This window comes from Pseudomonas sp. Sample_16 (assembly GCF_004307665.1).
Classification (GTDB): Bacteria; Pseudomonadota; Gammaproteobacteria; order Pseudomonadales; family Pseudomonadaceae; genus Aquipseudomonas.
Genome location: NZ_RCOB01000029.1, coordinates 127351 through 153231, shown reverse-complemented (window position 1 = coordinate 153231; position 25881 = coordinate 127351). Strand labels below are relative to the sequence as shown.

Below are 25881 nucleotides of genomic sequence, written 5' to 3'. Positions count from 1 at the left end.
AATGAATCAGGACAATCTGATCGAAGTGCGCGACCTCGCCGTCGAATTCGTTGTCGGTGACAACAGTCAGCGTGTGGTTGAAGGCGTCAGTTTCGACATCAAGCGTGGCGAAACCCTGGCTTTGGTCGGTGAAAGCGGCTCCGGCAAGTCAGTGACTGCGCACTCGATCCTGCGCCTGCTGCCCTACCCGCTCGCCCGGCATCCGTCCGGCACCATCGAGTATGCCGGCCAGAACTTGCTGGACCTGAAGGAAAAAACCATTCGCCACATCCGCGGCAACCGGATCGCAATGATCTTCCAGGAGCCGATGACCTCGCTCAACCCGCTGCACTCGATCGAGAAGCAGATCAACGAGGTGCTGGGCATCCACAAGGGCCTGACCGGCAAGATCGCGACCCGGCGTACCCTGGAGTTGCTGGAGATGGTTGGCATTCCCGAGCCGCACAAGCGCCTCAAAGCCCTGCCCCATGAGTTGTCCGGTGGCCAACGCCAGCGAGTGATGATCGCCATGGCGCTGGCCAACGAGCCGGAGCTACTGATCGCCGACGAACCGACCACCGCGCTGGACGTGACCGTTCAGCTGAAAATCCTCGAGTTGCTCAAGGAATTGCAGGCACGCCTGGGCATGGCATTGCTGCTGATCAGCCATGATTTGAACCTTGTGAAAAGAATTGCGCACCGCGTATGTGTCATGCAGCGCGGTTGCATCGTCGAACAGGCATCGTGCGAAGAGTTGTTCCGCGCGCCGCAGCATCCGTACACTCGGATTTTGCTGGCAGCGGAGCCGAGCGGGACGCCGGCAACCAATGAAATAGGCCCGCCGATGCTCACGGTCGAGGACTTGAAGGTCTGGTTCCCGATCAAGAAAGGCCTGCTCAAGCGCACGGTGGATTACGTAAAAGCGGTGGACGGGATCAATTTCAGCCTGCCCCAGGGCCAGACCCTGGGGATTGTGGGGGAAAGCGGGTCCGGCAAGTCGACGTTGGGGCTGGCGATTTTGCGGTTGATCGGCAGTACAGGCGCGATCCGTTTTGAAGGCAAACAGCTAGACTGCCTGACGCAGCAACAAGTCAGGCCGCTGCGTCGAGAGATGCAGGTGGTGTTCCAGGACCCGTTTGGCAGCCTGAGCCCACGAATGTGCGTGAGCCAGATCGTTGGCGAAGGCTTGCGGATCCACAAGATCGGCACCGAAGCCGAACAGGAACAAGCGATTATTGCGGCACTCAAGGAGGTAGGCCTGGATCCGGAAACCCGGAACCGCTACCCCCACGAATTTTCCGGTGGGCAACGGCAGAGAATCGCCATTGCCCGGGCATTGGTGCTAAAACCGGCGTTGATTTTGCTGGACGAGCCGACTTCGGCCCTCGACCGCACCGTACAGCGCCAAGTGGTGGAGCTTTTGCGCTCACTGCAAAGCAAGTACAACCTGACGTATCTGTTTATCAGCCATGACCTGGCTGTCGTCAAAGCGCTGAGCCACCAACTGATGGTGGTCAAGCATGGCCAAGTGGTCGAACAGGGAGACGCGCAAAGCATTTTTGCCGCCCCCCAACATCCGTATACACAGCAGTTGCTGGAAGCCGCTTTTTTGGCACCAGCCACTGCGCAATAACCTGAAAAGAGGAGCAACACATGGGTTTTCTCGCCGGTAAGCGCGTACTGATCGTCGGTGTCGCCAGCAAGCTGTCCATCGCATCCGGCATCGCTGCCGCCATGCATCGCGAGGGCGCTGAGCTTGCCTTCACTTATCAGAACGACAAACTCAAGGGTCGTGTCGAAGAGTTCGCACAAGGCTGGGGTTCGAGCCCGGAGCTGTGCTTCCCGTGCGACGTGGCCAGCGATGCCGAAATCGCCAAGGTCTTCGAAGAGCTGAGCAAGAAGTGGGACGGCCTGGACTGCATCGTGCACTCCGTCGGCTTCGCCCCGGGCGACCAACTGGACGGCGACTTCACCGAAGCCACTACCCGTGAAGGTTTCCGCATCGCTCACGACATCAGCGCCTACAGCTTCGTGGCCCTGGCCAAGGCCGGTCGCGAAATGATGAAAGGCCGCAACGGCAGCCTGTTGACCCTGTCGTACCTGGGTGCCGAGCGCACCATGCCGAACTACAACGTGATGGGCATGGCCAAGGCTTCCCTGGAAGCCGGTGTGCGTTACCTGGCCGGTTCCCTGGGCCCGGACGGCACCCGCGTCAACTGCGTATCGGCGGGCCCGATCCGCACCCTCGCCGCTTCCGGCATCAAGAACTTCCGCAAGATGCTGGCTGCCAACGAAGCGCAAACCCCGCTGCGTCGCAACGTCACCATCGAAGAAGTCGGCAACGCCGGCGCCTTCCTGTGCTCCGACCTGGCGTCGGGCATCAGCGGTGAAATCATGTACGTCGACGGCGGCTTCAACACCACCGCGATGGGCAACATCGAAGAGTGATCTTCGCTTAGCGCCAAAAAAACCCGCCTGTTTCGGCGGGTTTTTTATTGGCTGTGATGTTCAGGAAACAACGCAACCCCCTGTAGGAGCGAGCCTGCTCGCGATGGACGTCAACGATAACGCGCCTTGCCTGAAGAGCTCGTCACAACAACTATCGTCTTTAAATCGATATACACATGGCTAAACTCAACTCAACTTCCCATGACCGAGACTAGCCCGATGCAACTATCCCCCTTTCACTTGGCCATTCCCGTTTACGACTTGGCCGCCGCGCGGCACTTTTATGGTGCGGTATTTGGCCTGGAAGAAGGTCGCTCAAGCGATCATTGGGTCGATTTCAACTTTTTCGGCCACCAACTGGTGATACACCTGGCACCGAAAAATGCCTCACAAGAAGCCGCTCATACCAATGCCGTTGACGGGCATGAGGTACCGGTGCCGCATTTCGGTGTGGTGTTGGGGATGGCGGAATGGGAGGCGCTGGCTGAGCGTTTGCAGTCCCTGGGTACGCGATTCGTGATTGAGCCGGGGATTCGCTTTCAAGGGTTGGTGGGTGAGCAGGCGACGATGTTTTTGTTCGATCCATGCGGGAATGCGCTGGAATTCAAAGCGTTCAAGGATATCGGGCAGTTATTTGCCAAATAAGCGCTGACTGTAAAGGCCTCATCGCGAGCAGGCTCGCTCCCACAGGGAATTTGTGAACACCGCTGATCAAACTGTGGGAGCGAGCCTGCTCGCGATGAGGCCAGCCAATTCAGCACAAAACTAGCGGCCCAATACCGCTTCAGCCTCAGCCAAAAGCTCTTCCACCGAGCCATGCACGGTGGGGTCGAATTCGATCTGCCCGATGCTGAACCTGATGTCATAGCCACGATGCACCGTGGCGTTGCGCTCATCGAGCATTTCCTCAAGCCGCGCCTTGATCGCCGCGGGATCCACGCTGCCGGAACCGGTCAACAACGCGACAAAGGTTGCGCCTTCCAGTCGGCCGATCACATCGTTTTCCCTGAAGCCGATGCGCAACACATCGGCAAAGGTTTTCAAGGCATCGTCGCCCTCGGCATGCCCGAACAGGTAGTTGATACGCTTGAAATCATCGAGGTTGAAGAACAGCAGCGTCGCTGGCCGTTCCAGTTGAGCGCAGGCATCCAGCCCCATTTGGGCCAAGGCCAGAAAGCCATGGCGATTAGACAACAGCGTCAGCTCATCCATGCTAGCCATCTGCACGCCCGTCAGCTCCTGTTCAGCCTTGCGGGCCAGGTCGCGCAACATTTCGCGCTCCTGTGCGGGCGTGCGCAGAGGGTCTGCGCAGACGCTTTTCTTGTGTGGCTTGCCTGAAATCAGCATCACATACTCCATTGGCGGGTATGTTCTTTAGAGCCCTGGATATCGGGTTTGACTCCCTGTTTACCAGCCGTTGGTCAGCTACCCGTCACCGGGCACGGTCCACCGGCCTCCGTCCAGAGCTTGAATTGCGCGACGAAAACATCGTGCGCTACCGGCACCGGGGCGCGATTGCCGCCAGGATTCCAGCCCCATAGCACCAGCTTGTCTTCGCTGACATGTTTGAGCAGCGCGGCGAAATCACGGTCGCCATTGCTCCCGCGGTCTTTGATCATGGCGCACAGCTTGTCAGGTGGCAGGCCGATCCAGGCCATCTTGTGCGCCGCTGGCGGCAGACTCCAGTGCGGCGCTCCCGGTGGTGCGTTGGGACCGTAACTGGCCGGGGGATTGGCTTCGGCATGGCAGCTGGCGCAAGGCAACCCGGCCGCCCCCTTGCCGTCCAGGCCTCGCACCACATTCATCGCGTGGGGTGTTCCGGCATCGAATTGCAACGGCGCATCGCCGGGAATGTGGCAGTTCTGGCAACGCGGGCTCTGGAAGACTTGTTGCACGGTGTCGAAGGCCTTCAATGCCGCCTTGTCCTCGGCAAATAGCTCCGTCGCATAAACAAAAAGACCCAGCAACAACACCGAGCCGAGCAACCAATGGTGTCGTTTCATCTCACACCCCCGACAGTTGCAGCGGCAATTCCCGCAGGCGTTGCCCAGTCAAGGCAAAAACCGCATTGGCCACTGCCGGTGCGGTAGGCGGTACGCCGACTTCGCCGATCCCTCCAGGCTTGTCGCTGCTGGGCACGATGTGCACTTCCACTATCGGCATCTCGTTGAGCCGCAGCACTTGATAATCATGGAAATTGGACTGCACCACCTGACCCTCATTGAACGTCAGATGGCTGTGCAGGGTGAAACCCAGGCCAAAGGCAATGCCTGACTCCATCTGCGCGGCGATGCTTTGCGGGTTGACCGCGATCCCGCAATCCACTGCGCATACCACGCGATGCACGCGGATTGCCAGGTTGTCCTGGGACACCTCGGCGACCTGCGCCACGTAACTGCCGAAGGATTCATGCACCGCCACGCCCAGGGCATGACCGTCCGGCAGTGGCGCTTTCCAGTTGGCCTTTTCTACGGCCAGGTTCAAGACACCCAGATGACGCGGGTGCTCCTTGAGCAGTGTCCGTCGATATTCCACCGGGTCCTTGCCCGCCGCATCGGCCAATTCATCGATCAATGATTCCATGACGAAAGCCGTATGCGTGTGCCCCACCGAACGCAACCACAACACGCTGATGCCGGTTTGTGGCGAATGAAGATCCACCTGATGATCGGCCATTCCCGCGAGGTAAGGACTGTCCGCCACGCCTTCGACCGAGGTTTTGTCGATGCCATCCTTGACCATGCTCGCTTCGAGCGAAGTGCCGGCCATGATCGACTGCCCGACCAATACGTGCTTCCACGCCACCGGCAGCCCATCGGCACCCAACCCGACCTGTGCCTGGTGCAGGAACGCTGAGCGGTAATAACCGCCACGAATATCGTCCTCCCGCGCCCACACGGTTTTGACCGGTCCACCCGCCGCTTTCGCCACGTGCACCGCTTCGGCGACAAAATCCGAGGTCGGGTTGGCCCGTCGGCCGAAACCGCCCCCAAGGAATTCGGTGTGGATTTCGACTTGCTCGGGTTTAAGACCGGTGATTTTCCCGGCGATCATCTGGTCCAGGGTCTGGAATTGCGTGCCCGTCCAGATCTCGCATTTATCCTGGGTGATCTTTACGGTGCAGTTGAGCGGTTCCATCGGCGCGTGGGCCAGGTAAGGCACGCTGTACTCGACCTCAAGCTTCTTTGCAGCCTTGGCCAACGCAGCCTGGGCATCCCCTGCCTTGCTGGCGGGCAAGCCTGGGGTGGCGGCGAGTTTGCGAAAGTTTTCCAGCAGCTTCTGACTGTCGAGACCGGCATTCGGCCCCAGGTCCCAATCGACGTGCAGGGCATCGCGACCGAGCTTCGCCGCCCAGTAATGATCGGCAATCACCGCCACGCCCGTCGGCACCTGCACCACTTTGTGCACGCCCGGTATCGCCAACGCCTCTGCACCTTCGAAGGATTTGACTTTGCCACCGAACACCGGCGATCGGGCGACCATGGCAGTCAGCAAACCGTCGAACTGCACGTCCATGCCGAACTTCGCCCGACCGGTGATTTTTTCCGGGGTGTCCAGGCGTTTGGTGGGTTTGCCAATCAGCTTCCAGTCCTTGGCTTCCTTGAGCTTGATCGACGCCGGGTCCGGCACAGGCAACTTGCCGGCATCATCCGCCAACTCGCCGTACGTGGCGCGCTGGTCGCCGGCAATGACCACGCCGGATTCGGTACGAATCTGCGAAGGCGGCACATTGAAACGCTTGGCCGCGGCATCGATCAGCATCAACCGCGCCGCCGCGCCGGCCTGGCGATACCGGTCGAATTCCATCCAGGTCGAGGTGGAACCGCCGGTGATCTGCATCCCGCCGAACCCGGCCATGCCGTAATCGGCAGCCGAGGCTGGCGAATGCTCGACCTTGATTTTCGACCAGTCGGCGTCCAGCTCTTCGGCGATCAACATGGTCAGGCCGGTCCAGACCCCCTGACCCATTTCCGAATGGCCGAGCAGTACAGTAACGCTGTTGTCATTGCCGATCCGCAGGAATGCATTGGGCGCGAACACATTGCCCTGATTCTCCGCCGCCCCGGCAAAACGGTGGGTACCGGGGATGACGAACGCCACCACCAGTCCCCCACCCAGCACGGCAGTGCCCTTGAGAAAACCGCGACGTGAAAGCGGATTGAGACTGTCCATAATCACCTCAACCCAATTCGGCAGCGCGTTTGACTGCGGCGCGGATCCGCGGGTAAGTGCCGCAGCGGCAGATATTGCCCGACAGCGCCTGATCAATGTCGCTATCGGTCGGCTTCGGGATCTTCGCCAACAACGCCGCGGCCGACATGATCTGCCCTGACTGGCAGTAACCGCACTGCACCACATCGAGTTCGGCCCAGGCTTGTTGCACCGGGTGCGAACCGTCGAGGGAGAGCCCTTCGATCGTGAGGATTTTTTGCCCGTGAGCCACTGCGGTGGCCGGCGTGATGCAGGAACGCAGCGGCGTGCCGTCGACGTGCACGGTGCAGGCACCGCACTGGGCCATGCCGCAGCCAAACTTGGTCCCGGTCAGGTGAGCAACATCACGCAAGACCCAGAGCAGCGGCATATCCGCGGGGACATCCAGTTCCTGGTCCTTGCCATTGATATTCAGGGTCAGCATTTGCGAAGGTCCTCAGACTCACGGTGTTCTGAAGGGGCGTCGCTGCGGTGATCTGATCCCTGTGCGCCGCCTCGGGTTATCCCTACAGCTAAGCGCAAAATGACTTGATGGCCGGGGTGTATCGACCACCGGTCACCGATGGTGAGTTTTGTGGTGCCTGTAGGCCGCCATCGCTGGCAAGCCAGCTCCCACAGTGATCCCGGTCATACACGGGATTGAGGCGCTAGAGGTCCCTGTGGGAGCGGGCTTGCCCGCGATGGACGTTAACGATGACGCGCACTGTCTGAATGATCGCGTTGGCCGGACGTTTTTCGCGAGCATGCGGTGGGTCAACCGACTCAATTTTCGCAAGCTCTAAACCCTTGGCCCCATCAAAACCCCGGTATAGCGCAACAAAAACACCGCAAACGCCAAACACCACAACAACGCCGAAAGCCCGAGTCCCAACCCGGAAAACGGCACCAGCACTACCCGCGACAAACCCGCCAGCAGAATCAGCACAAACCCCATCACCACAACCCTGGAAGGCTGCAACGCCCGCCCGGTATGCCCCAGACTGACCCGGGCAATCATTGCCAAAATCAACCCACCCGCACCACCGACCGCCAGCGAATGAGTGGCCAGACTCTGTTGCGCCATCAACCCGAGGTGCCACAGCGCCATGGCAAAAACCGCTACCACCAACCAGACGTAAGACAGATACAACGACCACAACAGCGGTACCCGCCACAGGCCTCGATCATGCCAGCGCCACAGACGAAACGAATGCAATAACGCCATCAGCGCAAACACCGCCGCCAGCCACAGCCTGGGCACGTCCTGCAAACCCACCAGGAATGTCAGCGCGACCAGCAAACCACTCACCAACAAGACCCGGGTCGGCCATGGATTGGCTGCCGGTAAAGCCGGCCGATTCAATCCACGCTGAATGAAGAACGGGATGACTCGACCGCCAATCACACTCATCAACGCACCGATCAGCCACAACGCCGCCAGCACTCCACGCCGCTGCAGATCGAGCTCTTCGATCCAGAGGCCCCAAAGTGTCATGGCCTGACACCCGGCCAGCAACGTCACCATCAACAAAACCGGATAATTGTCGCGCTTGCCGGCAGCCACCAGATCACGGCCCAGCACCCAGGCCAACAAGGGCAAAAACGGAAGCTGCGACAACAGCAAAACAGCAGGCGACACCGGCAGGACCCAGGCAAGACGCGCCAGCAGCCACACCAGCATCAGTGCGATCAATGGCCACCCGTTGAGCCCCGGCCGACCTGTCCAGTTCGGTACGGCTGTCAGCAAGAAGCCGGCGATGATCGCCACGGCGAACCCGAACGGCATTTCATGCCGATGCCAGGCAAGCATGCCGCCCACCGGTTGCGCGCCAGGCAATCGACCGTACAACCACAAGGCCCAGATCGCCACCGCCAACGCAGCGAACGCCGCGCCCGCCAGAAAGAATGGACGAAACCCGAGACTGAAAATCGGCGCAGCCGCCAGTTTGCGCATCAAACCATCACCTTCGAGAAAGGCCTGTACAACTGGTGCTGGGACAGCAGGCGCATGACATAGCCGATTTTCAGCAGCGTCGGCCCAACGATAGTCATCGCGTGCAGCGACACCAGCGCCAGGATCGACAGATGGCCTTCATAGAGATAAGCGCCGTAGATGCCTGCCATTAGCATCGCCAGGCCAGTCACGAGCACGCGACTGGAAAGCTGCAGAACATTCTGAGGATTGCTGAAGAAATGGAACATTTTCCGTACTCCTATAGCAGTTCAGTTGTACTGGAGAGGTATCAAGTCCCGTGCCAGAAATTCAGCCGTTGATAATCAATCACTTAACAAAACCGAGTCAAAACGACTCAGCCCAATAATTGTCTTTACGACTCATTGAATAGTCATATTGACTTCAACCCAACAACATCTGCTTGCACACTTGTCGATCTACGGCACCACCCTAGAGGCCGCGGCTGGCTACGCTGAAAGTCCAGCATGCAAAAACCTGCCAAGGAGACCCGCCATGCTCCACGTACAAAAACTCACGCCGTGCCTGTGGTTCGACGGCCAGGCTGAAGAGGCTGCGAAGTTCTATTGCGCGATCTTCGATCACTCAAAAATCACCGCCATCACGCACTACGGCAAGGCCGGACAAGAAATCCATGGTCACCCCGAAGGCTCCGTGCTGACGGTCAGCTTCGAACTCGACGGACAGACGTTCACCGGACTCAACGGTGGCCCTGAGTTCAAGTTCAACGAGGCGATCTCTTTTCAAGTCAACTGCCAGACCCAGGAAGAGGTCGACCATTTCTGGGGGCGGCTGTCTGCGGGTGGACCGGTCGAGGCCCAGCAATGCGGTTGGCTCAAAGACAAGTACGGTGTGTCGTGGCAGATCGTGCCCGTGGCGATGATGGAGATGCTCAAAGACCCGGACACGAACAAATCCCAACGGGCCATGGACGCGATGATGCAGATGAAAAAGCTCGATATCGCCACGCTGAAACGAGCCTTTGACGGTGAGAGCTAATACACTCCGAGGCGAACCTGCCAAGGATTGACCATGAAGCTCTCAAAGCCCAAGGATACCGACAAGGCTCCGCGCTTCTGGCGTGATGACGCCCTGCCCTTCATCGAAGCACGCGCCATCGCCGACGGACGCGAGGTCTGCTACACCCGGCATTCCCACGAGCACTTTTCCATCGGTGCGATCACTGCCGGGCGCAGCACCTATGTCCACGAGCACTCGCAGCTCGAGGTCAACGCCGGTACCGTGGTGTTGATGAACCCAGGCGATGTGCATGCCTGCAATCCGATCGATGACGAGCCCTGGTCGTACTTGATGCTGTATGTCGAGACGGCATGGCTGACCGACTTGCAGCATCAGTTGGGGTTCAGCGATGACCTGGCGTTTCGCCGCTTTGCGATCACCCATACCGCTGACGCCGATCTGTTTGCGGGTCTGCTGGGCTTTTATGAGGTGCTGGTCGATCAGCAACAGGACGTGCTGCGCAAGCACAGTGCTGCGGTGGAGTTTTTCAGCGATGTGCAACAGCGACTCAATCCCGTCGATCAGCCATTGCGCGAACCGAATTTCAAACTGGAACGCGCCGCCGAATTCATCCGCGAACATTGCACGCAAATGCTCAAGCTCGAAGACATTTGCGCAGCGGCGCAGCTGTCACCGTCCTACCTGATCCGCGCGTTCAGGCAGCACTATGGCATGACGCCCCATGCTTTCCTGGTCAACCGGCGCATCCAGTTCGCCCGCGATCAGTTGCGTAACGGCAAACTGATCGCCGAGGTAGCGCTGGAAGCCGGTTTTGCCGATCAGGCGCATTTTCAGCGGGCGTTCAAGCAGCATCTGGCAGCGACGCCAGGTCAGTATCGCGGTTGATCAAGGGAGCAGCAGGTACACCGCACTCACCGCCAGCAGCAACGCCATGCTCCGGTTGAACCAGCGCATGTTTGCCGGATTGTTCAGATAGCCGCGCAAGAATGTCCCGGCATAAGCCCAGCAGCCGACCGACACATAGCAGATCACCAGATAGATTGCCGCGAATTGCCACACCAACCGCGCCTCGCCATCGGCAACGAACGCGCCCATGCCCGCTACGCAGGCCAGCCACGCCTTCGGGTTGAGCCATTGCATGACCGCGCCGTAGAGCATCGACGGCGCGCGACCTGAATCATTCGCCTCCAGCTGCCCATCGTCGGCCGCCAGTTTGAAGGCCATGTACAACAGGAATGCCACACCGGCCCACTGCACCACTTGGGTCATGGCAGGCCAAAGCTGCAGCAACTGGTGCAAGCCCAACCCCATCAACACCAACAGCAATACGAATCCCAGGGTCGCCCCGGCCACGTGCCGTTGGCTGGCCTTGAAACCGAAGCGCGCCCCGGAACTCAAGGCCACGATATTCACCGGCCCCGGGGTGATCGAAGCGGCCAACGCAAATGCCGCCATGGACATGATCAAACTCATCGCACACCTACTTTCAGTCAAATGAACCAGGCGCCACGGTAAAGCGCCCGGTGGTGCGCGTATTGAACAAAACTACCCTCAGATCAACCGTCAGGCGAAGTAGCCAACCACCCTCTTCACTTTGATCAATGCCTGACGCAGGGAATCCATGTCTACCGAACCCAGCGCCAGGCGAATGGCGTGAGGTACATGTGGGGTGATTGCGAAGGGCTCGGCAGGCGACACCGACACTTGTTCGCGCATCAGCGCCATGGCGATCCGGTCGGCCCGGGCGTCTTCGGACAACGGCAGCCAGACGAAATACGAAGACGGATGGCTGACCATGCTCAGGCCCGCCAGGACCTCGCGGGCAATGGCCTGCCGGGCCTGCGCATCCGCACGTTTTTGTGCTTCCAGTTGGTACACCGTGCCGTCATCCAGCCAGGCCGTGGCGATAGCCGTCACCACCCCCGGCGTGTTCCAGGTCGTCGCCATCACGGTGCGTTCAAATCCCGCGATCCAGTGAGTGGGGGCTGCGATAAAACCGACGCGCAATCCGGTGGCAATGTTCTTCGATAAACCGCTAACGTACGCGGTTCTTTCCGGCGCCATTTCAGCCAACGGTGGTGGCGGGTTCTCGGCGAGAAATGCGTAGGCCGCGTCCTCGATGATCATCAGGTCATGCTGACGCGCAATCGCTACAAGTCGCTCACGCTGCTCGGCGTCCATCACCCAACCCAGCGGATTGTGCAAGGTTGGCATCGAGTACACCGCCCGCACCGGACGACTGCGGCACAGTTTGTCCAGGGCTGACAGATCCGGTCCCTTGTCCGTGACAGGAATGGGCAAAACCTCCAGGTGCAGCGTTTCGGCCAAGGTCTTGAACCCGGGATAGGTCAACGCATCAGCGGCAATCACATCGCCGGGTTTGAGCAACGTCATCATCACCACGGCCAATCCATGCTGGGCACCACTGACGATCAGTATCTGTTCGGCCGGTACGTTCACTCCGCGCTCACCCAGGTGGCGTGCAACCGAGGCCCGCTCGTGCAAGCGCCCGGCGTGGGGCTGATAACGCAACAACGACTCCAGGTCCCCGGACAATGCCAGTTGACGCAATGCCTGGCGCAACAGGTCGGCCTGGCCCGGCAGCGATGGATAGTTGAAGTTCAGGTCGATCATCCCCGCCGCTACCACGGATTGCGAAATGCCCTGGCCCGGCGGCAGCGATGTCTCCCGGACAAAGGTCCCGCGCCCGGTTTCACCACTGACCAGCCCCATGCCTTCAAGCTCGGCATACACCCGGCTGGCGGTGACCAGCGCCAGGCCATGCTCGGTGGCGAGTTGGCGGTGGGTCGGCAGCCGTGTACCCGGCGGCAAACGCCCCGCGCGAATGTCGGCGGCAAAGCTGTCAACCAGGGTTTTATAGCGGGATTTCGGCATGAGGCGATGTATCCATGACAATTTTTTGATTGTATCGATTGCCAACCCTACCATGACTTTCGTGCAATCAAACAATGAGTGAGAGCGAACATGGAAAGGACTTCGAACCTGCAAAACCGTACGCTGGACAGCAATGCCAGCGGCTGGATCAATGGCCTGATCGGCGTGGTGATTTTCAGCGGCTCACTGCCGGCAACGCGGGTGGCGGTGCTGGAATTCGATCCGGTGTTCCTCACCGTGGCCCGCGCCACCCTCGCCGCACTTCTGGCGCTGTGCCTGCTGCTGTTGTTCAAGGAACAACGCCCCGCACGCCATCAGCTGGTGCCGCTGATCATCGTGGCTCTGGGCGTCGTGGTGGGTTTTCCGCTGTTGACCGCGCTGGCACTGCAATACGTGACATCGGCGCATTCCATTGTGTTTGTCGGCCTGCTGCCTCTCGCCACCGCGGTGTTCGGCGTGTTGCGCGGTGGCGAACGGCCACGGCCAGTGTTCTGGTTGTTCTCGGTGCTCGGCAGTCTGCTGGTGGTTGGTTTTGCCGCGTCACAAGGCCTGAGCGCTTCACCTCAAGGCGACATCCTGATGTTGTTGGCGATCCTCGCCTGTGGCCTTGGGTATGCCGAAGGCGCCAAGCTGTCCCGCACGCTGGGTGGTTGGCAGGTGATTTGCTGGGCGCTGGTGCTCGCACTGCCGGTCATGGCGGCACTGGCCTGGTGGCGGATGCCGGCGTCGTTCAGCGGCATCAGCACACCGGCCTGGTTCAGCCTGGCTTACGTGTCGCTGTTCAGCATGCTGATTGGCTTCGTTTTCTGGTATCGCGGCCTCGCCCAGGGCGGGATTGCCGCTGTCGGTCAACTGCAATTGCTGCAGCCGTTCTTTGGCCTGGCGCTGGCGGCAACCCTGCTGCATGAACACGTCAGCATCGGCATGCTTGGGGTAACGGTCGCGGTGATCCTGTGTGTCGCCGGGGCCAAGAAATTCGCCCGATGATGTTCGGCCAATTTGCCGGTGACTGTACGGGTCCGAGGTTGCGGCAGCTGTGATAAAAATACCGCTCTCGCAACTGGAACCTGTCCCATGGACCTCGCCACCCTTAGCCTCTTTCTCCCGGCCTGCTTCGCCCTGAACATGGCGCCCGGCCCGAACAACTTGCTGTCGGTCAGCAATTCGACCCGTTATGGCTACCGCACCGCTTGCCTGGCCGGGATCGGGCGCTTGCTGGCATTCGCCGCAATGATTGCCCTCGCCTCGGCGGGCCTGGCGGTGGTGTTGCAAACCTCCGAGCTGTTGTTCTACGGGATCAAGATTCTCGGCGCAGCGTATCTGTTCTATCTCGCCTGGCAGCTGTGGCGAGCAGATCCTGGGGCAGAAAGCCTGGTAACCGGTGCGCCGGTCGGCATGCTGGCACTGGCACGACAGGAATTCCTGGTGGCGGCGGGCAACCCCAAAGCGATCCTGATCTTCACGGCATTCCTGCCGCAGTTTGTCGATTCGACCCGCGCCATCACGCCGCAATTTGCCGTGCTGGGCGCGTTGTTCCTGATGCTCGAATGGGTTGCTATCGCGGCCTATGCCTACATGGGTCTGCACATGCGCCGCTGGTTTGCCAAACCGTCGGGCAAACGGATGTTCAATCGCTGCTGCGCCGGTCTGTTGTCGGCGGCGGCCTCAGTTTTACTGCTGGCACGCCGCACCTGAGGAACGGGTGTGCGCGCAATTCTCTGTCGATTTTGCGGTGGAGGCTGTCGATGTCGCGCACTATGCTGGGCTCATGAACCTACAAAGCACGCTACTTCCGCCCCATGCCGAGATGGTCCGCGCCATGCTCGAACGCGACACCGCCTACGAGGGGGTGTTCTTTACTGCGGTCAAGACAACCGGGATTTTCTGTCGCCCCAGTTGCACGGCGCGCAAACCTAAACCGGAAAACGTCGAGTTTTTCGCCCACGCCGATGAATGCTTGTCGGCGGGCTACCGCGCCTGCCTGCGGTGCAAGCCGCTGGACGCTGCCGCCATAGCGCCGGACTGGGTGCAGAACCTGCTCAAGTCGGTGGACGCCGACCCCGAGCAGCGCTGGACCGACGCCCAACTGCTGGCCGAAGGGATCGAGCCGCTGAAGCTGCGTCGCTGGTTCAAACAGCACTTCGGCATGACCTTCCACTCCTGGTTGCGCACCCGGCGCCTGGGCATGGCATTGGGTGGAATCAAACAGGGCGATTCCATCGACAGCGCCGCGTTCGACTCCGGCTACGAATCACTGAGCGGCTTTCGCGATGCCTTTCAAAAGTCGTTTCACATCACCCCGGGACGCGCTTCCAACAGCGAGCCCTTGTTGTTCACGCGCCTGACGACCCCGCTGGGGCCGATGATCGCCATGGCCGAACGTCGTGGCCTGGTATTGCTGGAGTTTCTCGACCGTCCGGCGCTGACCCGGGAAGTCGAGCAATTGCAGCGCCGGTATGGCTACGCCGTGGCGCCGGGGCACAACGGGCATTTGCAGCAGATCGAACAGGAACTGGCGCAGTACTTCGCCGGCCAACTGACGCAATTCAACGTTGCGCTGCACCTGCCCGGGAGCGAGTTCAGTCGGCAGGTCTGGGCTGAGCTGGCACTCATTCCCTACGGCAAGACCACCACTTACGGCGCCATCGCGGCCAGGCTGGGCAAGCCCGGCGCCAGTCGTGCGGTCGGCCTGGCCAATGGACAAAACCGTCTTTCGATTATAGTGCCTTGCCATCGGGTAATCGGGGCGGACGGCTCATTGACCGGCTATGGTGGCGGACAACCGCGCAAGGCGTTTTTGCTCAGACTCGAAAGCGCCGCCGACCAGATCACCCGGCAATTGGCTTTCTGATCGCAAGCCGTGTTCGTCAGTACGCAAGGATGATTGATGCCCGCCCCCTATATGCCCGCCACGCAGTTCCTCGCGTCCATCGACGACGACTGGCGGCGCCATGTCGCCGCCGTCGGCCCGTGCCGGCATCAACCCCACGCCGCCCGTGATCCCTACGAATCGCTGGTGCGGGCGATTGCCTACCAGCAACTGCACGCCAGGGCCGGTGATGCGATTGTCGGGCGGTTGCTGGCGTTGTTTCCCGGGCAGGCATTTCCTCGCCCTGAGCAGTTGCTCCTCACAGATTTTGAGCAAATGCGCAGTTGCGGCTTTTCCGCCAGCAAGATCGCGACCATCCAGGGCATCGCCCAAGCGGCACTGGATGGCGTGGTGCCGGATTACACCACGGCGCTGGCCATGGATGATGAAGCGTTGATCGAACGCCTGATCACCCTGCGCGGCGTGGGTCGCTGGACCGTTGAAATGCTGCTGATTTACAGCCTGGATCGACCGGATATCCTGCCGGCTGACGATTTCGGGGTCCGCGAGGGTTATCGCCGACTCAAAGGTCTGGACGTACAGCCGACGCGCAAACAGATGATCGAGATCGGACTGGCGTGGAGCCCTTATCGGACGGTCGCTGCGTGGTATTTGTGGCGGGTGACGGGCAAATAGAGAAACTGCTCGCGACAGGCGCTACGATTCTGGTACCGGTCTAGGCTCAAGGGATAAACCCATGGCCTGCCGGAGGTCGCCATGCAACTCGAAGGTTCCTGTCATTGCGGTGCGGTGTCGTTCAGCCTGACCAGCGCCCACCCTTACCCTTATCAACGTTGCTACTGTTCGATCTGCCGCAAGACCCAGGGCGGTGGCGGCTATTCGATCAATATCGCCGGTGACGCCAACAGCCTGAAAGTGCGCGGGCGCAAGAACATCGCGATTTACCATGCGCTGCTCAAGGGCGACGGCGAAAAACGGGCGCACCGCAGCACTGCCGAGCGCCATTTTTGTTCGGTTTGCGGCTCGGGATTGTGGCTGTTCAGCCCTGAATGGCCGGAACTGATTCACCCGTTTGCGTCAGCCATCGACACACCGCTGCCGGTGCCGCCGGTGCATACGCATTTAATGCTCAGTTCAAAAGCGTCCTGGGTCGAGGCAGAGGTCGAACCGGGTGACAAACAGTTTGATGTTTATCCCGAAGAGTCGATTGCCCAATGGCATGAACGGTTGGGGTTGAGTGGCTGAGTGTCAGCGGTGCGATCTTTTGATTATGCGGCTACCGGCACGCCGCTGTGGAACCGGAACTCCACATCCGCCGACTCGATAAGCGCCTGCTCGGCGGCGCGAACCCTGTCGATCACCTGGGCAATGTCCTTGGCATCCCCGTACTGGTAAGCCAGTTTCAGATATCCCTGGAAGTGCCGGGCTTCGCTTTTGAGCAAGCCGAAATAGAACTTGCCCAGTTCTTCGTCCAGATGCGGCACCAGCGCCTCGAAACGCTCGCAACTGCGGGCTTCGATGAACGCGCCGACCACCAGCGTATCGACCAGTTTCACCGGTTCGTGACTGCGCACTACTTTGCGCAGGCCCGACGCGTAGCGCCCGGCGGACAGCTGACGCAGTTCGATCTTGCGCTTTTTCATCAAACGCATGACTTGCTCGTGATGCACCAGCTCTTCACGGGCAAGCCGTGACATCATATTGATCAGATCGACGTGGGAGTGATATTTGGCAATCAGGCTCAGCGCGGTGCTGGCAGCCTTGAACTCGCAATTCTTGTGGTCGATCAGCAAGGTTTCCTGATCGGCCAGTGCGGCCTGGACCCAGCCGTCAGGGGTGCGACAGCCAAGGAACTCGTGAATTTCGGGAAGTATCATGTGGCCCACGGGATAAAAGGTTCAAAACGAAGGGCGCCGATTATACCGGCCTGTCGGCAGACCACCAGACACCGACCGTTGATATGCATCAAGTCGCTGAATGCCGGGCAGCAACTATAGTTGTGCAACGCCATGCTTATTCATTTTCAGGAGATCCCGATCATGCAAGCCATTCGCAGCATTCTGGTGGTCATCGAGCCCGAACATTCGGAAAGCCTGGCACTCAAACGAGCCAAGTTGATTGCCGGGGTAACGCAGGCGCATTTGCACCTGTTGGTGTGCGACCCCAAGCATGATCACAGCGGCATGCTGGGGGTGCTCAAGGCCGCATTGTTGGAGGACGGCTACAGCGTCACCACCGAACAGGCCTGGAATCAGAGCCTGCACGAAACCATCGTCGATGTGCAGCAGGCCGAAGGTTGTGGCCTGGTGATCAAGCAGCATTTCCCTGACAGCGCACTGAAAAAGGCGCTGCTGACCCCCGCAGACTGGAAATTGCTGCGCCACTGCCCTACTCCGGTGCTGCTGGTGAAGACTTCAGGTTCGTGGAAGGACAAGGTGATTCTGGCGGCCGTCGACGTCGGCAACACCGACCCCGAACACCGTCACCTGCACAACACCATCATCGATTACGGCTATGACATCGCCAGCCTGGCCAAAGCGCATCTGCACGTCATCAGCGCCCATCCCTCGCCGATGCTGTCGGCGTCCGATCCGACGTTGCAGCTCAGCGAAACCATCGAGGCGCGCTATCGCGAGCAATGCAGGGCGTTCCAGGCGGAGTTCGACATCGACAACGATCACCTGCACATCGCCGAAGGGCCGGCGGATGTGTTGATTCCGTTCATGGTGCACAAGCTGCAGGCGGCCGTGACGGTGATTGGCACGGTGGCGCGTACCGGGTTATCGGGGACGCTGATCGGCAATACCGCGGAAGTGGTGCTGGATGCGGTGGAAAGCGATGTGCTGGTGCTCAAGCCTCAAGAGGTCGAGGATCACCTGGAAGAGATTGCAGCAAAGCATTGAGAGGTGTCGCGTCGGTTAGATCTTCTTCGCGGGCAAGCCTCGCTCCTACAGGTCCGCGAGTGCCCTTGTAGGAGCGAGGCTTGCCCGCGAAGCTTTCTCAACCGCCAAACGCGTCCTTGAGGAAACCCGGGGCGATATAGCGCTGATAATGCGCCTCGGACAGCAGGAAAAACTCCCGGTCAATCGCATCGCGCAATTCCGGCAGGTTCCAGTCGCGGAACTCCGGCAGCAACACCATGCCATAGGCTTCCAGGTTGTTGATGACCCGTGCGCCCCGCGCGATCAACTGGTAAGCCCAGCAATATTCCGACTGATGGGGCACAAAGCGGATCTTGCGTTGTTCCAGCTGGGTTCGTAGCATCGCCGGGTCGAAAATCTCCACCTTGGCAGCCATTACCTGGGACAAAAGCTGCTCCAGACGCAACCACACCGCGCGCTTTTCTTCCTCGTTGTAACCGTTCCAGTGAATCACTTCATGGTGGAACCGCTTGCAGCCACGGCACACCAGGTCACCGTAGACAGTGGAGCAAAGGCCGACGCAGGGCGTCTTGATGGTCTGATTGGGCATAGGTAGGTAAAACGCGAAAAAGCAAAACAGGCCGGCATGTTAGCCCTTTGTCCGATATTCATCACCCCTCAAAGTTGAAGGGTCAGGGGCAACGGACCTTTGCCGGGCGTCACCACCAAAGTCCAATAAACCCTGACTTACCTTTAATTTTTTTTTGCCGTAGAATCAGCCTGCCTTTTTAGGCGCCAATGTCCGTTAGAAGCTGTTTTCAAAGCGTCACGAGCACAGTCGTTCCTTCAGAGCGGTGTTGGCGAGGGGTTTTTCCAGCGGGGAAAAGCCCAACGCCAACCCTCATCAGCTCCCGTTCTGCAGGCGTAAAACTTTGAAAGCAGCTTCTGTAAGGAATTGTCGGTAATTCTGGCTAAGTGGCTCACAACGCCATGCAGCGCATGAGTACGGCAATTTCGGGATGAGCGTCCCGGACACCCATTTGGGACCACTGATGAGGGTAATAACTGTGCTTGAAGCCTACCGCAAACATATCGAAGAGCGCGCAGCACTGGGTATCGTTCCCCAGCCGCTTAACGCCGAACAAACTGCAGGCCTGGTCGAGCTGCTGAAAAATCCCCCGGCTGGCGAAGAAGCATTCCTCGTTGACCTGATCACCAATCGCGTTCCGCCTGGCGTGGACGAAGCCGCCTATGTCAAGGCCGGTTTCCTGTCTGCCATCGCCAAGGGCGAAGCCAAATCCCCCCTGATCGACAAGAAGCGCGCTGTAGAACTGCTCGGCACCATGCAGGGCGGCTACAACATCGTGACCCTGGTCAACCTGCTGGACGACGCCGAACTGGCGCCAGTAGCCGCCGAAGAACTCAAGCACACCCTGCTGATGTTCGATGCCTTCCACGACGTCGCGGAAAAAGCCAAGAACGGCAACGTTCACGCCAAAGGCGTACTGCAGTCCTGGGCTGATGGCGAGTGGTTCAAGAACCGCCCGACCCTGGCCGACAAGATCAGCCTGCGCGTGTTCAAGGTCACTGGCGAAACCAACACCGACGACCTCTCCCCTGCTCCCGATGCCTGGTCCCGCCCGGACATCCCGCTGCACGCCCTGGCCATGCTGAAAATGGCTCGCGACGGCATCGTGCCTGACGCACAAGGCGTCACCGGCCCAATGAAGCAGATCGAAGAAATGCGCAATGCCGGCTTCCCTATCGCCTACGTCGGTGACGTGGTCGGTACCGGTTCTTCGCGTAAATCGGCCACCAACTCCGTTCTGTGGTTCTTCGGCGACGACGTTCCGTACGTGCCGAACAAGCGTGCCGGCGGTTTCTGCTTCGGCAGCAAGATCGCTCCGATCTTCTACAACACCATGGAAGATGCCGGCGCACTGCCAATCGAATTCGACGTTTCCAACATGCACATGGGCGACGTGATCGACCTGTACCCGCATGCTGGCAAAGTCTGCAAGCACGGCACCGACGAAGTCCTGACCACCTTCGAAATGAAGACTCCGGTGCTGTTGGACGAAGTCCGCGCCGGCGGCCGTATTCCGCTGATCATCGGCCGTGGCCTGACCGAGAAGGCTCGCGCCGAACTGGGCCTGCCACCTTCGGACCTGTTCAAGAAGCCCGAAGCACCGGCTGAAAGCACCAAGGGCTATACCCTGGCGCAGAAAATGGTCGGCAAGGCTTGCGGCGTGACCGGTATCCGTCCGGGCACCTACTGCGAACCGAAGATGACCACTGTAGGTTCCCAGGACACCACCGGTCCAATGACCCGTGACGAACTGAAAGATCTCGCGTGCCTGGGCTTCTCGACCGATCTGGTGATGCAGTCCTTCTGCCACACCGCGGCCTATCCAAAGCCGATCGACGTGACTACCCATCACACCCTGCCCGACTTCATCATGACCCGCGGCGGCGTTTCCCTGCGTCCGGGCGACGGTATCATCCACTCGTGGCTGAACCGCATGCTGCTGCCGGACACCGTGGGTACCGGTGGCGACTCCCACACCCGTTTCCCGATCGGCATCTCGTTCCCTGCCGGCTCCGGTCTGGTTGCGTTCGCCGCGGCCACCGGCGTCATGCCGCTGGACATGCCAGAGTCGATCCTGGTGCGCTTCAAGGGCAAGCTGCAACCGGGCGTCACCCTGCGTGACCTGGTTCACGCCATCCCTTACTACGCCATCCAGAAAGGTCTGCTGACTGTCGAGAAGAAAGGCAAGAAAAACGCCTTCTCCGGCCGAATCCTGGAAATCGAAGGTCTGGAAACCCTGACCGTCGAGCAGGCATTCGAACTGTCCGACGCCTCGGCCGAACGTTCGGCTGCCGGTTGCACCATCAAGCTGTCGAAAGAGTCGATCACCGAGTACCTGCAGTCCAACATCACCCTGCTGCGCTGGATGATCGGCGAAGGCTACGGCGATGCGCGTACCCTGGAACGTCGCGCTCAAGCGATGGAAGCCTGGCTGGCCAACCCTGAGCTGCTGGAAGCGGACAAAGACGCCGAATACGCTGAAGTCATCGAGATCGACCTGGCTGACGTCAAGGAGCCTGTACTCTGCGCGCCGAACGACCCGGACGACGCCCGTCTGCTCTCCAGCGTTGCTGGCGAGAAGATCGACGAAGTGTTCATCGGTTCGTGCATGACCAACATCGGTCACTTCCGCGCCGCCGGCAAGCTGCTGGATCAGGTCAAGGGTCAGCTGCCAACTCGTCTGTGGCTGTCGCCGCCGACCAAGATGGACGCTCACCAGCTGACCGAAGAAGGCTACTACGGCATCTACGGCAAAGCCGGCGCTCGTATGGAAATGCCAGGCTGCTCGCTGTGCATGGGTAACCAGGCACGTGTAGAGCCGAACTCGACTGTCGTATCGACTTCGACCCGTAACTTCCCGAACCGTCTGGGTGACGGCGCGAACGTCTACCTGGCTTCGGCCGAACTGGCGTCCGTGGCTTCCATCCTGGGTCGCCTGCCGACCGTCGAGGAGTACATGGAATACGCTGGCAAGATCGACAGCATGGCGGCCGATGTCTACCGCTACCTGTCCTTCGACCAGATCGCCGAGTTCCGTGAAGCGGCTGCGAACGCCAACATCCCGGTCGTTCAAGCCTAACGGTGTAACGCAATGAAAAACGCCGCCCATCGTGAGATGAGCGGCGTTTTTTTATGCCTGAAGAAATGTGGGGTTTCACTGTGATCGTTCCCACGCTCCGCGTGGGAATGCAACCCAGGACGCTCCGCGTCCCTTTCGAGAGCTGGAACGCGGAGCGTCCCTTGAGGCATTCCCACGCAGAGCGTGGGAACGATCAAAAACTGTTCTTCGCGGGCAAGCCTCGCTCCTACGCAGGATGTGTCAGGCGGTCAGGGAGTAGATCAACGCCGTAATCGCCACCAGGCCCACCGCCGTCACGAAGACGTTGGAAGCCTGCCCGCGATAACGCGCCATGGCCGGCACCTTGCGGATAGCGTACATCGGCATCAGGAACAGGATCGCCGCGATGACCGGGCCGCCCAAGGTTTCGATCATGCCGAGAATACTCGGGTTGAGCGTCGCTACGATCCAGCACACCACCAGCATGAACGCCGCGGTCATGCGGTCCAGGGACTTGGCAGACGGCCGCTTGCCACTCTTGACGATCAGGCCTTTGAGGCCTTCGCTGGCGCCGATGTAATGGCCCAGGAACGACTTGGAAATGGCCACGAAAGCAATCAACGGCGCCGCGAAGGCGATGGTCGGGTTGCTGAAGTGGTTGGCCAGGTACGACAGAATGGACAGGTTCTGCGCCTTGGCTTCAGCCAGTTGCGCTGGCGACAGCGTCAGTACGCAACTGAAGACGAAGAACAGCACCATCACCACCATCAACAGATGGGCGCGGGACAGGATCTGCGAACTGCGCTCCTCGGCGTGTTCGCCATAACGGCGCTTCTGGTCAACGGCGAACGCCGAGATGATCGGCGAGTGGTTGAACGAGAACACCATCACCGGAATCGCCAGCCACAAGGTGTGCAACAGCGCGGATGGCGCAGGCACTTGGCTGGCGGTGGCGAGAATACCGCCGTTCCAGTGCGGAACCAGGTACACCGCCAGAAACAGCAGCGCAACGATGAACGGATAGACCATCAGGCTCATGGCCTTGACGATCATCTGCTCGCCGCAGCGCACCACCGCCAGCAGGCCGAGGATCAGCACCAGCGACAATACCGCGCGCGGTGGCGGCGTGATGTGCAATTGATGCTCAAGGAAACTGCCCACGGTGTTGGTCAGCGCCACGCTGTAAATCAGCAGGATCGGGAAGATGGCGAAGAAGTACAACAGCGTGATCAACGCGCCGGCCTTGATACCGAAATGCTCTTCCACCACTTCGGTGATGTCGGCGCCTTCGCGACCGGACAGCACGAAACGGGTCAGGCCACGGTGTGCATAGAACGTCATCGGGAACGCCAGCAGCGCCAGGATCAGCAACGGCCAGAAGCCGCCCAGACCTGCGTTGATCGGCAAAAACAGGGTGCCTGCACCAATCGCTGTGCCAAACAGGCCCAGCATCCACGTGGTGTCTTGGCGATTCCAGCTCGACAGCGTCGCAGGGGTCGTTTCTACATAGCGTTTGTTGACGCTATTGGCCTGATCATTCATCCGGTGGGATCTCCACATTCCGGTCACTTGCCACCCGGCCAGAACGCGTCGGAATACCCGACAGGCAGCGCTCTGACCGAAACAGGGGCGCGATTGTCCGGGATTAGTGAACAGAAGCAAAGACTTAGGTGAGGAACGGTGGTGCCAAGTCGAAGAGAGTGGTCGACGCACCCCCTGTAGGAGCTGAGCTTGCTCGCGATGGCAATGTAACTACTGACATCAATGTTGAATGTGATTGCGCCGTCGCGAGCAAGCTTGGCTCCTACAAGTTGATTCGCAGTATCACCACTGCATTTCACCCCCAGACGACGAACCGACCTTGATAAAGGTCTATCGTCATGTATTTTGAATACACCTGTATCCTTTCTGGAGTCTGCCCATGCCACTGGTTCGCGTCGACATCAAAAAACAGCAGGATCCCACTTACGCCAAACGTATCGGGCAGTTGATCTACGCCGCTTTGCGCAGCGCCATCGACGTGCCGGAAAACGATAACTTCCAGATCCTCAACGAACACGATGAGCAACATTTCATTTTCGACCCGCAGTACCTGGGCATCCAGCGCACCGATAACCTGGTGATCATCCAGATCACCCTGAGTGAAGGGCGAACGCTGGAGAAGAAGAAACTGCTCTATAAAACCATCGTCGATGGCCTCAATGCACAACTGGCGGTGCGCCCGGAAGATGTTTTCATTAATCTGGTGGAAGTGAAGAAAGAGAACTGGTCGTTCGGCAATGGCCTTGCCCAATACGCCCTCTGATTTTCAAACCTGCTAATGGTGAGTGCCTGATGCCCCGAGTTTCCCGCAAGCAAGCCGACCTCAACCGCGAAATCATTGTCGAGGCCGCCACACGGCTGTTTCGCGAGCGCGGCCTGCATGGCATCAGCGTGGTCGATGTAATGGCGGCCGCCGGCCTGACCCATGGTGGGTTCTACGGGCACTTCGAATCCAAGGAAGCACTGGCCAGGGAGGCCAGCGAGCGGGCATTCAAACAAGTAGGAGCGCGCTGGCGGGAACGGGCCGCCTCCGGCGAAGACAAAGCCTCGGCGCGCCGGGCTTTGATTGAACCCTACCTGTCCGTCCAAAGCCGCGATAACCCGGGCGACAGCTGCCCCGTGGTGGCCTTCGCCGCGGACATCTGCCATGAGAGTGCTGAAAGCGGCTTGCGCGAGCCGTTCATGGACGGCCTTAACAGGCTGCTCGACGCCTTCAGCCAGCTGATGGAATCGGCTGATCCCGGCGAAAACCGCAAGCAAGCGCTGGTGCAGTATTCGATGATGGTCGGCGCCCTGACACTCGCCCGCGCTACCCGTGGCGAAGCCCTTTCTGATGAAATCCTCGAAGCGACGTGCAGTTTTCTGACCGCAGCGAAGCCCGATACGCCTCCTGCCGCGTGAAATCTCACGACAACACCCTCGCAGGCTTCCCAAGGTCCTACACTCATCAACGCGGCTGCGCGGACGGGCAGCTTTGGTCATTGCCAAATCGCTCCGCAGCCAGCAATCTCAAGTGACGTTCGAGCCCGATTCTGCGATGCACACAGGAGCCAAGCATGCCCGCAACCGTTCTGGTACTGGTTGAAACCATTAATGATTACCTGCCCATCCTCGAACATCAGGGCTTTCACCTGATCCTCGCCCCGACCCCGGCCGAACGCGCCGCCGCCATTGCCCGACACGGCGGCCAGATCGACGCAGTGCTGACCCGCGGCCCACTCGGTCTGTATGCCGACGAAATAGCCGCCCTGCCCTCGCTCAAGATCATCTGTGTGATCGGTGCCGGCTACGAACATGTCGACCTGCAGGCAGCGGCCAACCGTTGCATCACCGTGACCAACGGTGCCGGCGTCAATGCCTCATCAGTGGCTGATCACGCGATGGCCTTGCTGTTGTCGCTGGTGCGCGATGTTCCGCGCTGCGACGCTGCCGTGCGCCGGGGAGAATGGCCAAAGATCATGCGCCCTTCCCTGGCCGGCAAACGCCTGGGCATTCTCGGCCTGGGCGCCGTCGGCATGGCCATCGCCAAACGCGCCAATGCCGGCTTCGACATGAGCGTGTGCTACCACAACCGCCAGCATCGCAGCGACGTGCCCTACACATTCTGCTCGACGCCCAGCGAACTGGCACGGGCCTCGGACTTTCTGATCGTCGCCGCGCCCGGCGGGCTTGGCACCCAGCACCTGGTCAACAGGCAAGTGCTCGATGCACTCGGGCCTAATGGCTTCCTCGTCAACATCGCGCGGGCAAGCGTGATTGTCACCGCGGACCTGATTACCGCACTCGAACAGCGGCGGATCGCCGGTGCCGCGCTGGATGTCTTCGATAACGAACCTCAGGTTCCGGATGCGTTGAAAAATCTCAACAACGTGATCCTCACGCCCCACGTTGCAGGCCTCTCGCCCGAGGCGACCCAGGGTACGGTGGAGCTGGTGGGCAAGAACCTGCAGGCGTTTTTCTCCGGGCAACCGGTGCTGACGCCCATCGAGCTACCCCTGCCGACCGCCATCCAGCACGCTCACTAAGGCTCCGCTG

General features: G+C 60.0%; 26 protein-coding genes. 15 read left to right on the top strand and 11 right to left on the bottom strand.

What is annotated here, in order from left to right:
* The first annotated feature begins 1 nt into the window (after window position 1).
* From D8U69_RS04560 to D8U69_RS04550, 3 genes are all read left to right on the top strand, one after another.
* The gene (locus tag D8U69_RS04560) at window positions 2-1612 is read left to right on the top strand and encodes an ABC transporter ATP-binding protein (RefSeq protein ID WP_056855564.1); all 1611 of its coding nucleotides are present in this window, start codon (window positions 2-4) and stop codon (window positions 1610-1612) included.
* A 20-nt stretch (window positions 1613-1632) separates the two neighbouring features.
* Window positions 1633-2427 (top strand): enoyl-ACP reductase FabI, encoded by a 795-nt coding sequence (gene fabI / locus D8U69_RS04555; RefSeq protein WP_007937760.1) that lies wholly within the window; start codon window positions 1633-1635, stop codon window positions 2425-2427.
* A gap of 219 nt (window positions 2428-2646) precedes the next feature.
* Window positions 2647-3072 carry a VOC family protein gene (locus D8U69_RS04550; protein ID WP_130906796.1) on the top strand — a complete coding sequence of 142 codons (426 nt, stop codon included), beginning with the start codon at window positions 2647-2649 and terminating at the stop codon, window positions 3070-3072.
* 120 nt (window positions 3073-3192) lie between these two features.
* On the opposite strand, the gene D8U69_RS04545 is transcribed toward D8U69_RS04550, so the two are convergent.
* The 6 genes from D8U69_RS04545 to D8U69_RS04520 form a co-directional block, all read right to left on the bottom strand.
* Window positions 3193-3774, bottom strand: a complete 582-nt coding sequence (locus tag D8U69_RS04545) for a GGDEF domain-containing protein (protein WP_130906775.1) — start codon at window positions 3772-3774, stop codon at window positions 3193-3195.
* 74 nt (window positions 3775-3848) lie between these two features.
* Window positions 3849-4430, bottom strand: coding sequence for a hypothetical protein (locus tag D8U69_RS04540; RefSeq protein ID WP_130906774.1), 582 nt, complete (start codon window positions 4428-4430; stop codon window positions 3849-3851).
* 1 nt (window position 4431) lies between these two features.
* Window positions 4432-6600 (bottom strand): xanthine dehydrogenase family protein molybdopterin-binding subunit, encoded by a 2169-nt coding sequence (locus tag D8U69_RS04535; protein ID WP_130906773.1) that lies wholly within the window; start codon window positions 6598-6600, stop codon window positions 4432-4434.
* A 7-nt stretch (window positions 6601-6607) separates the two neighbouring features.
* Window positions 6608-7063, bottom strand: coding sequence for a (2Fe-2S)-binding protein (locus tag D8U69_RS04530; RefSeq protein WP_056855569.1), 456 nt, complete (start codon window positions 7061-7063; stop codon window positions 6608-6610).
* Between the two features lie 354 nt (window positions 7064-7417).
* Complete coding sequence (locus tag D8U69_RS04525; protein ID WP_130906772.1) at window positions 7418-8572, bottom strand: NnrS family protein; 1155 nt, start codon at window positions 8570-8572, stop codon at window positions 7418-7420.
* Entirely contained in the window at window positions 8572-8820 is a 249-nt protein-coding gene (locus D8U69_RS04520; protein ID WP_056855571.1) for a hypothetical protein, read from the bottom strand. Before D8U69_RS04520 ends, D8U69_RS04525 begins: the two co-directional genes overlap by 1 nt.
* Window positions 8821-9085: 265 nt before the next feature.
* Here D8U69_RS04520 and D8U69_RS04515 point away from each other — a divergent pair, with 265 nt between their 5' ends.
* Window positions 9086-9589, top strand: a complete 504-nt coding sequence (locus tag D8U69_RS04515; RefSeq protein WP_130906771.1) for a VOC family protein — start codon at window positions 9086-9088, stop codon at window positions 9587-9589.
* 33 nt (window positions 9590-9622) lie between these two features.
* Complete coding sequence (locus D8U69_RS04510; RefSeq protein WP_056855573.1) at window positions 9623-10456, top strand: AraC family transcriptional regulator; 834 nt, start codon at window positions 9623-9625, stop codon at window positions 10454-10456.
* Here D8U69_RS04510 and D8U69_RS04505 read toward each other — a convergent pair whose 3' ends face one another.
* The gene (locus tag D8U69_RS04505) at window positions 10457-11044 is read right to left on the bottom strand and encodes a LysE family translocator (protein ID WP_130906770.1); all 588 of its coding nucleotides are present in this window, start codon (window positions 11042-11044) and stop codon (window positions 10457-10459) included.
* Window positions 11045-11134: 90 nt separating this feature from the next.
* Window positions 11135-12466, bottom strand: coding sequence for a PLP-dependent aminotransferase family protein (locus D8U69_RS04500; RefSeq protein WP_130906769.1), 1332 nt, complete (start codon window positions 12464-12466; stop codon window positions 11135-11137).
* 90 nt (window positions 12467-12556) lie between these two features.
* Here D8U69_RS04500 and D8U69_RS04495 point away from each other — a divergent pair, with 90 nt between their 5' ends.
* From D8U69_RS04495 to D8U69_RS04475, 5 genes are all read left to right on the top strand, one after another.
* Complete coding sequence (locus D8U69_RS04495) at window positions 12557-13453, top strand: DMT family transporter (RefSeq protein WP_130906768.1); 897 nt, start codon at window positions 12557-12559, stop codon at window positions 13451-13453.
* Window positions 13454-13540: 87 nt separating this feature from the next.
* On the top strand, window positions 13541-14161 hold the full coding sequence (locus D8U69_RS04490; protein WP_056855577.1) for a LysE family translocator: 621 nt from the start codon (window positions 13541-13543) through the stop codon (window positions 14159-14161).
* Between the two features lie 73 nt (window positions 14162-14234).
* Window positions 14235-15317: a trifunctional transcriptional activator/DNA repair protein Ada/methylated-DNA--[protein]-cysteine S-methyltransferase gene (locus tag D8U69_RS04485; RefSeq protein ID WP_130906767.1), complete on the top strand. Its 1083-nt coding sequence runs from the start codon at window positions 14235-14237 to the stop codon at window positions 15315-15317.
* A gap of 36 nt (window positions 15318-15353) precedes the next feature.
* Entirely contained in the window at window positions 15354-15971 is a 618-nt protein-coding gene (locus D8U69_RS04480; protein ID WP_130906766.1) for a DNA-3-methyladenine glycosylase, read from the top strand.
* Between the two features lie 81 nt (window positions 15972-16052).
* A complete protein-coding gene (locus D8U69_RS04475; protein WP_056855579.1) occupies window positions 16053-16541 on the top strand; it encodes a GFA family protein in 489 nt (162 codons plus the stop codon).
* A 23-nt stretch (window positions 16542-16564) separates the two neighbouring features.
* On the opposite strand, the gene miaE is transcribed toward D8U69_RS04475, so the two are convergent.
* Window positions 16565-17173, bottom strand: coding sequence for a tRNA isopentenyl-2-thiomethyl-A-37 hydroxylase MiaE (gene miaE, locus D8U69_RS04470; RefSeq protein WP_056855580.1), 609 nt, complete (start codon window positions 17171-17173; stop codon window positions 16565-16567).
* Window positions 17174-17335: 162 nt separating this feature from the next.
* On the opposite strand from miaE, the gene D8U69_RS04465 reads away from it, so the two are divergent.
* Window positions 17336-18199, top strand: coding sequence for a universal stress protein (locus D8U69_RS04465; protein ID WP_056855581.1), 864 nt, complete (start codon window positions 17336-17338; stop codon window positions 18197-18199).
* A 97-nt stretch (window positions 18200-18296) separates the two neighbouring features.
* Here D8U69_RS04465 and D8U69_RS04460 read toward each other — a convergent pair whose 3' ends face one another.
* A complete protein-coding gene (locus D8U69_RS04460) occupies window positions 18297-18767 on the bottom strand; it encodes a DUF1289 domain-containing protein (RefSeq protein ID WP_130906765.1) in 471 nt (156 codons plus the stop codon).
* A 457-nt stretch (window positions 18768-19224) separates the two neighbouring features.
* Here D8U69_RS04460 and acnB point away from each other — a divergent pair, with 457 nt between their 5' ends.
* Entirely contained in the window at window positions 19225-21825 is a 2601-nt protein-coding gene (gene acnB / locus D8U69_RS04455) for a bifunctional aconitate hydratase 2/2-methylisocitrate dehydratase (protein WP_130906795.1), read from the top strand.
* 240 nt (window positions 21826-22065) lie between these two features.
* Here acnB and D8U69_RS04445 read toward each other — a convergent pair whose 3' ends face one another.
* Window positions 22066-23346: a serine/threonine transporter gene (locus D8U69_RS04445; protein ID WP_056854458.1), complete on the bottom strand. Its 1281-nt coding sequence runs from the start codon at window positions 23344-23346 to the stop codon at window positions 22066-22068.
* A 379-nt stretch (window positions 23347-23725) separates the two neighbouring features.
* On the opposite strand from D8U69_RS04445, the gene D8U69_RS04440 reads away from it, so the two are divergent.
* The 3 genes from D8U69_RS04440 to D8U69_RS04430 all read left to right on the top strand — a co-directional run bounded on the left by D8U69_RS04440 (window position 23726) and on the right by D8U69_RS04430 (window position 25871).
* Window positions 23726-24109, top strand: a complete 384-nt coding sequence (locus tag D8U69_RS04440; protein WP_130905695.1) for a tautomerase family protein — start codon at window positions 23726-23728, stop codon at window positions 24107-24109.
* Window positions 24110-24138: 29 nt separating this feature from the next.
* The gene (locus D8U69_RS04435) at window positions 24139-24747 is read left to right on the top strand and encodes a TetR/AcrR family transcriptional regulator (protein WP_056854456.1); all 609 of its coding nucleotides are present in this window, start codon (window positions 24139-24141) and stop codon (window positions 24745-24747) included.
* Window positions 24748-24902: 155 nt separating this feature from the next.
* Window positions 24903-25871 carry a 2-hydroxyacid dehydrogenase gene (locus D8U69_RS04430; RefSeq protein WP_056854455.1) on the top strand — a complete coding sequence of 323 codons (969 nt, stop codon included), beginning with the start codon at window positions 24903-24905 and terminating at the stop codon, window positions 25869-25871.
* The last annotated feature ends 10 nt before the right edge of the window (window positions 25872-25881 follow it).